The 5,610-nt window shown below is 37.5% G+C and carries 4 protein-coding genes; 1 reads left to right on the top strand and 3 read right to left on the bottom strand.

Annotated features, from left to right (window positions below):
- From AZI85_RS17735 to AZI85_RS08060, 3 genes are all read right to left on the bottom strand, one after another.
- The coding region (locus tag AZI85_RS17735; RefSeq protein WP_172795319.1) for a hypothetical protein at positions 1 to 416 on the bottom strand (416 nt) is incomplete at its 3' end.
- A gap of 60 nt (positions 417 to 476) precedes the next feature.
- Positions 477 to 1,151 carry a hypothetical protein gene (locus AZI85_RS08065; RefSeq protein WP_155723972.1) on the bottom strand — a complete coding sequence of 225 codons (675 nt, stop codon included), beginning with the start codon at positions 1,149 to 1,151 and terminating at the stop codon, positions 477 to 479.
- Positions 1,152 to 1,515: 364 nt separating this feature from the next.
- Positions 1,516 to 2,235, bottom strand: coding sequence for a hypothetical protein (locus AZI85_RS08060; RefSeq protein WP_155723971.1), 720 nt, complete (start codon positions 2,233 to 2,235; stop codon positions 1,516 to 1,518).
- Between the two features lie 137 nt (positions 2,236 to 2,372).
- Here AZI85_RS08060 and AZI85_RS08055 point away from each other — a divergent pair.
- A partial coding sequence (locus AZI85_RS08055) for an RHS repeat protein (protein WP_063243608.1) occupies positions 2,373 to 5,610 on the top strand: 3,238 nt, incomplete at its 3' end.

Below are 5,610 nucleotides of genomic sequence, written 5' to 3'. Positions count from 1 at the left end.
TAGTTAAGTGGGAAGAACCAGTAATTGAAATTACGGCGTATTGATTTCAATAAGTTAGCAGCTTCAGGCGTTTGAGCAGTAATAAAAGATAATCCAAAATAATTTGGGCTGGTGAAATCCAGATGGAAGAAAAAAATGAAACACGCTACTGGCATGGTTTCCGGTCGTTTCACTCTTTTTCTAGGTGAGACTGAAAACTCGTTTAACCTGATGTTAAATGCTATCATCCGATATTCCTGTTGCAGATTTCTTAGGTTTTCGCTGTAGTTAGATAGCATTGGATCGAGTGCTTGAGACTTACTTATAAAGAGAGATTCGGCGAGTACATGTAAGGCTGCGCTCAGTAAGTTTATTTTCGCTGTAATCTGATAAAGCCGTCGTCCATTCGATGAAAAAATTGTGCCTGAACCTGCCATAGCTCCAACGAAGTTGATACAATGACTTCAAATACGAACTAAATTATTTTATTGCGGTTGCTATTTAGTTCTCTTGGAAAAGGCTCTAGTACTTTTTATTTTATCCTCAAAGTTCTCAAAGATATTCTTAAACATGCTTCCAACTGCATTATTGAAACCATAGATTACTGGTACTACTTGTAGTGGAAAATTTAATGTTTCTTCAAATGGCGAAACTGGCGGTTTCCCATCAACAAACAGAATAGAGTGATATCCCAAAGTTATAACTTCTACACATTTGCGATTATCAATAGATATTCTAGAGGGGAAAGCGTTCACTTCGCTAAAATCTTTTAATTTAAATGTTACTGAGTAAACTGAGTTATGGTGAAAGCTGTTGGTTAAGTATGATTTACGTACTCTCTCGAAATCTTGCGCTAATATAGACTCACCTTCATATTTTTTGTTGTATAAATCGGCTCGAAGAACGACGCTTGCAATAAACGAAGTTAGGGCAGCTTTCGAGTTGCTGCAGTGATATTCGGCTTCCAGGATGTTACTACCTTTTAATTCTGCCTTAGTATATTTATAATACTCTTTATCTCGGAAAAAAAGTGCGCTGAACGAATCGTCTTTGGTAAACTGTTTTTCACAGTTTGGGCAAACAATGTCACCCTTTTTGTCTGTTTGATTCGAAAAAATAGCATTATCTTTGAAATATACTGATTTGCCTTCCGACTTAATTTTAGACAGCATCCATTTAGGGATTATGTGTGAGTTCGTTTTTAATTCGTTGATGTTTTTTTGGCATAGTGGACACGTAAGCATGGATTGACCTACCTATTGTGAAGAGTAATTATTTGGCCTGCAAAAAAATCGATGGTTTAATTACAGCGCTCTCAAATCCAATTTTGAACCGTCATTTAGGCTTTCAACAGACTTTTATTAATTAAAAGGAGTTTCCGTCTTTTCTGCGATCTGCCGGCGCTGTACTAAGGAGAAGTTGTGGTGACGGTAGTGTTGCCTTTGAGTGAATGCAAAGGCCTTTTCGTGTGAGTTATGGGGGTGTTAATACAGGGGCTTTGCACTTCTCAACTCGATTTATGCGGCATTTAAAGAGTTATTTAATGGGTTTTTTCAAGTTTTCGGACTCCTCTTTAAAACTTGGAGGAAGCTCTTGTTCATACCAAGTTTCCTCTTCCGGAGTTGGCTGAGGTGGACGAGGAAACTCATGAATTCTTCGGCAACCAATATTTTGTGTGTTGATAGTAACCTTCGTCAATAGTCCCTTTTCATTAGTTTGAAAGTATAAGTTCTCAGTAATTCCTTCGGTACATTCTTTCGTCTTTATATCAATTTGCCATTGGTATCCGAAGTATTGTTTGGATTCGAAACTTGGATCACCAAATTCCTTAATTAATTTCTTTTTATCTGTCCCAAGGACGAATTTTGAATAGCTATCTTTTGAAATGCTTGCTTGAAGTTTTTTGCATTTCGGATGATTGGGTTCGATCGAGACTGAAGCTGAATATACTACTCGCTTATCGTCAGGTGTAATTAAGAACTCAACACTTTCGCCAGTGGGCATTTTGTAGCAGTATGACTTTCCTGAACCTCTATCTTCAACACCATTCGCGCGTCCCAATTTTTTAAATACCAAGTCTATCGTGTCTTTTCCAACTACGATATTTGCGACAGTTAAGTGTTTTTCCGTTAGCTGTCTTTTTCCTTTTATAATTGAAAAATGCCTTTTTCCGTCGGGAGTCGTGATGTCAGCGAAAGATAGGTTAAACATAAGTAGAGCGGAAGTAAGAATCGGTACTACAAAGTATTTATGCATGTATTACATTGTGATTTGCACAATACATTAAATCAAACGAAAACGGCCAATAAAATATTGCAGGTTGTGTCAACATATAAATATTTATTGATATCTCGGATGCAAACGAACTAGTGTTTGTTTTTCGGAGTTTGAAAATGAATACAGCTGGTTTATATATTTTAATGTTTCTGTTATTCGTTGCTAATATATGTAGTGCGAAAACTTTTTTCGATCCTAAAATTACGGACTGTGGCGGTTTCCCAATTTTAGTTTCAGAACTAAAGCAGAAAACACTTGTTTTTAAAGTCAAAGTCAATCAGACGTCACCATGGATAACATGTAGTATTACCAACGATACTACTAACTGGGCAGAATGGAGCTATATTGAGTGGACGACATGGATGACGCCTCATCCTGATCACGTTGGGTTCTATTTTGACTATCCATTCATTTGTTCACTTAGGCCGGGAGAAACGTGCGATTTCAAAATTCGTTTTAGTCCCGGAGTGGCCGGTAGCTATTCTTTTACGGGTAACGTAGTAATTGAAAGGGGTTTTCAGAATTCGGGTGGGGCATTTGAGTGGGCTAGAGCGCCGTTACAACTCTTCGGATATTCTCCTAAGTCAGTTGCTGAAAGTCCCGAGGTGCCTTCCCCAATAGGGCCTCCTCCAAAAGTCCCTGGCAGTCCAACGACAGTTCCAGAAGTTCAGCCCGGGCAATGTCAAGTTGAAGAGAACGGATCAATTATTAGAGTAGATTCGCTAACCTTCGGTGAGCAGGTATCTATTGAAGGCACACCTTTTTTCTTAGTGTATTCAAGCCTGTTTTCAAACTCATACGTGACGTCTTATAATAACATCAATCGAAATCCATCTTTTAATCCGGAAGGATGGAGTTTATCTGACCAACATTTCTATGATCTGGCTCAGCAGAGAATATTTTATGGAAATGGGACGAGTTCCCATAAAAACGCTCAACTCATAGATGGTCAGAATTGGATGATAATCGAAGGAGGCGATGTCTATATATTTGATCAAGATGGAAAACATATAGAAACGAGAACATTTCTAACTGGATCAACTAAATTCAGATTCTTTTACAACCCATCTCAGAAATTAATCCGTGTTGAAAATGCATATGGCCTTTCAACTTACTTTAATAGGGATGGAAATGGAAACCTTAGTAATATTCTGTCCTTTTTCGGAGTTGCCACGAATATCACAACATACCCCGATGGCCTTATTAAGACTATATCTAATGCGAACTCTGAAAAAGTGGAATTAAGATATTATCCCGGCACTGACTTACTCGAAGTCTTTTGGAATCCCCTCGGTGTTCGAACATCCATTTATTATTCAAATGATGGCCGTCTGAATTATTCCTTTAAAGAAGACTCTCAGTGGTCATTCTATCAATATGGCGATCAAGATAAGTTGATTATCACCAAAACTTCCAAAGAAGGAAAAGAATGGGTTTATGAGACTAGCCGTTCACAGAACGGTGAGTTTAGACGTAGAGAAGTGATACCGTCTGGGGTAATTACTGAAACTGTGCAGTCTGCGGACGGTAGTATTACCAATGCAGTAAATGCGCTATCGGTAAATGTTAAGAGTGTACCGGATGAACGATTCCCGGCAATTTTAACTAGGCCTTCACAAATAACGCAAAAACTTGCCCGAAGAACGGAAAAAACTTATTTTAAGCAAATAGTAACTTCCAGCTCCTCTGATCCATTTCAATTTGATTTTATTAAAAGAACGATTAGTCAAGGTGCTCGAACCTTCGAAGTCTTATTTGATAGAAACCTCGGTAAAACTACGACTAATTCTCCAACAGGTATAACTACAGAATCAATTATCGATAATAATGAGAACATTGTTCAAACCCAACTTCATTCCGATACTCCCATTAATTTCATTTATGACAATTTCGGAAGAATATCTGAAGTTAATCAGGGTGTGCGCAAACTTTATGAAGTTACATATAACACCAAGGGGTTTGTTGAATCGTTCAAAAATCCACGCAACCAAAAAGTCTATTACGGATATGACCAGGTTGGAAGAGTCACGTCTGAGAGTATACCCGGGTTAGGCGTTAAGAATTACAGATACAACGCTGAAGGCAAAATAATATCTATTGCACCTCGCTCTAGGCCTGAGTATTTATTCTCGTATAATTCTCTTGGATTGCTTTCTAAGCAAGGTTTTCCTTCAGCAGATTTAACTCCGCCATCAATCACCAGCTTCGAGTATGATAACGACGGAGAATTAAAATCGATATTGAGGAACGGAAAATTCAAAACATCGTATTTTAGATCTAATGGTCGTCTCAATTCTATTAGTTCCGCGGACCGAACACTATTTTATGATTATTTTCCAAACTCATCTCTAGTTAAAAGTGTTGTTGGTAATAACGGTATTAAAACAAGTTATGACTATCTTGGAGGCAGTCTCGTAGGAGAAACTCAGCAAGACGAAAATAAAATTTCTAAAGTAAACATTATAAGAAATATTGATGGGAGCATCAATTCAACAACTGTCGCATCTGATTTTCTAATAAAGCCGTTTGTTCTATCTCACGAATATAATGGCGACTTGCTACCAACCCGAAGCGGAGAGCAGTTTTTTACCTATTATTCAGGAAATGGAAGATTGAAGGAGACGTCTTTAAAGAATATTCGAGATGAACGCAAATATGATTCTTATGGTGACTTAATTGAATATGAAGTGTTCGTCGACAAAGATGGAACTAGCACCAAAATATTTTCTTATCAGTTGTCTCGTGATGTCTTCGGTAGAATCATATCAAAAACAGAAACTATCTCTGGAAACACCAATTATTTTGAGTATCAATACGATAATTTTGCAAGACTAGTAAGCGTATTACGCAATGGCAAAATCACGGAACGATATGAGTATGATGTAAATGGTAATAGGAATTTTGCTCTTGTCGATGGAAACATTTATGTTTCCACCTTTGATGCCTTAGACAGGATACAATCCTTTGGTTCTAACACTTATCGTCTGTCCAATAGTGGCGAAATTGAATCAGTCAAACGTTCGCCCGGGATATCAAAACACTACGGGTATAATTCGATTGGGGAAATGACCTCCTACCGAAACGAAAACAGCGATCTATCAACATTTAAAGTTGACCATTTAGGTCGTAGGGTCGAATGGAATCTTAATGGCGAGATAGTTCAAAGATTTATCTATGATGGTCTACTAAGGCCAGTAGTTCAATACGATATAAAGAAAAATTCTATTAAACACTTTGTTTATGGAACACATCTTAATTCTCCAGATTATATGAATATCGAAAAACAATTTTATAAGATAATCAAAGATCATTTAGGTTCACCTCGATTATTAGTTGACGCTGTCAGTGGTAAGA

Source organism: Bdellovibrio bacteriovorus (assembly GCF_001592755.1).
Classification (GTDB): Bacteria; Bdellovibrionota; Bdellovibrionia; order Bdellovibrionales; family Bdellovibrionaceae; genus Bdellovibrio; species Bdellovibrio bacteriovorus_E.
The sequence above is the reverse complement of the archived record's forward strand: the minus strand, read 5'-3'. Positions and strand labels throughout refer to the sequence as shown.